The organism is Mesorhizobium sp. M2A.F.Ca.ET.067.02.1.1 (assembly GCF_004023285.1).
GTDB lineage: Bacteria > Pseudomonadota > Alphaproteobacteria > Rhizobiales > Rhizobiaceae > Mesorhizobium.
Genome location: NZ_RZSB01000912.1, coordinates 1 through 2112 on the forward strand (window position 1 = coordinate 1; position 2112 = coordinate 2112).

The window sequence follows — 2112 nt, forward strand, 5'->3', positions numbered from 1 at the left end:
GGCGAAGACCGGCACGCCGGCATTGATCAGCATCGCCGTGATGACGGTGGCGAAGCCGACCACGGCACCGACCGAAAGATCGATGCCGCCGGTGATGATGACGAAGGTCTGGCCGACCGCCAGGATGGCGATCATCGAGCCCTGGCGCAGCAGGTTGGAGATGTTGTTGGCCGAGGCGAAGCTCTGCGTCGACACCGACAGGATGACCCACAACAGAACCAGCAGCGCCAGCAGCGCGCCGACGCTGAGATCGCGGCCACCGCGATCGCCGAAGCTCCAGACCCTCGACAGGCCGAGACCCGCCAGCAACAGGGCGAGCGCCGCCAGCAGCGCGACGACCGCAAGCACCCACAGGAAAGGCGGCGTCTCGACGAATCCGAGTCGGTAACCGGCAACGGCGGTGAGCAGAAGGACGAGGGAAAATGCCCCGATCCGCCGCGACCAGCCGGCCGCCCTCGACGTCTGCCGTTCAGGAATAGATGCCATTCTTCGCCGTATCGTCCCAACCCGGGCCGAGAGTTAGCGGTTTTTGGCGCGGGCTTGAAGCCGGAAGATCGAACATTTTCGTCAATCCGTCGGCAGGCGGTAATCCTTGAACTGGGCGCGCAGGCTGGTCTTCTGGATCTTGCCGGTAGCGGTGTGCGGAATTTCGCCGACGAAGGCGACGTCGTCGGGCATCCACCATTTCGCCACCTTGCCACTCATGAAGGTGAGGATGTCGCCCTTGCTCGGCTCCCGACCGGGCTTGCGCACGACAACGAGCAAGGGCCGCTCGCCCCATTTCGAATGCGGGATGCCGATCGCCGCCGCCTCCGCCACGTCCGGGTGGCCGACGGCGAGATTCTCCAGGTCGATGGTCGATATCCATTCGCCGCCGGACTTGATGACATCCTTGGCGCGGTCGGTGATCTGCATGTAGCCGCTGGCGTCGATATGGGCGACATCGCCCGTGTCGAACCAGCCGTCGGCATCGAACTGCTCGGCGCCGGCGCCGCCATAATAGGCGCGGGCCACCGCCGGACCGCGCACCTTGAGATGCCCGAAGGTCTTGCCGTCCCAGGGCAGCGCGTTGTTATCGTCGTCGGTCACTTTCATCTCGACGCCGAAGGGCGGAAAACCCTGCTTGCCCTGGACATCCAGCCGCGCCTCGCCGGTCAGCGTCTGATATTGCGGCTTCAGCGTGCAGAGCGTCCCCAGCGGCGACATCTCGGTCATGCCCCAGGCATGCACCACCTGCACATCGTAATCATCCTGGAACTTTGCGGTGATGGCGCGCGGACAGGACGCCCCGCCGATCACGACCTTGTTCAGATAGGGCAGCTTCTTGCCGGTCTCTTCCAGATATTGCAGCAGCATCATCCAGACGGTGGGCACCGCGGCGCTGAACGTCACCTTTTCGGTGTCGAGCAGTTCATAGATCGAGGCGCCGTCCATCTTGCAGCCCGGCATCACCAGCTTGGTGCCGATCATCGGCCCGCTCTGGCCGAGGCCCCAGGCGTTGGCGTGAAACATCGGCACCACAGGCAGGACGACATCGCGCGTCGACAGGCCCATCGCGTCGGGCATGGCGGCGATCATGGCGTGAAGGACATTGGAGCGGTGGCTGTAAAGCACACCTTTCGGGTCGCCCGTCGTTCCGGAGGTGTAGCACATGCCGGCGGCGGTGTTCTCGTCGAACGTCTTCCAGGCGAAATCGCCGTCGGCCTCGGCCAGCCATTCCTCGTAGGCGACGGCATTGGCCAGAGAGGTTTGCGGCATATGCGCCTGGTCGGTCAGCACGATCACCCGGCGCAGCGATTTCACCGCGCCGGCGATCTTTTCCAGGAGCGGTACGAAGGTGAGGTCGACGAAGATCGCCTTGTCCTCGGCATTGTTCATGATCCAGGCGATCTGCTCGGGAAATAGCCTCGGATTGAGCGTGTGGTAGATAGCGCCGATGCCCATGATGCCGTACCAGGCTTCGATATGGCGGGTCGTGTTCCAGGCAAGGGTCGCGATGCGATCGCCGAGCACGAAGCCGTCACGCTCCAGCCGCTGCGCCGCCTTGAGCGACCGGCGATGGATTTCGGCGAAGGTAGTGCGCACGATCGGACCTTCGATCGAACGCGACAC

General features: G+C 64.1%; 1 protein-coding gene and 1 pseudogene. Both read right to left on the minus strand.

Features of this window, described 5'->3' with window-relative positions; all coding sequences use genetic code 11:
- Positions 1 to 486, minus strand: a pseudogene (locus EOA28_RS40655) (hypothetical protein); the annotation flags it as partial.
- 81 nt (positions 487 to 567) lie between these two features.
- A partial coding sequence (locus EOA28_RS33610) for a long-chain-fatty-acid--CoA ligase (protein ID WP_128315737.1) occupies positions 568 to 2112 on the minus strand: 1545 nt, incomplete at its 5' end.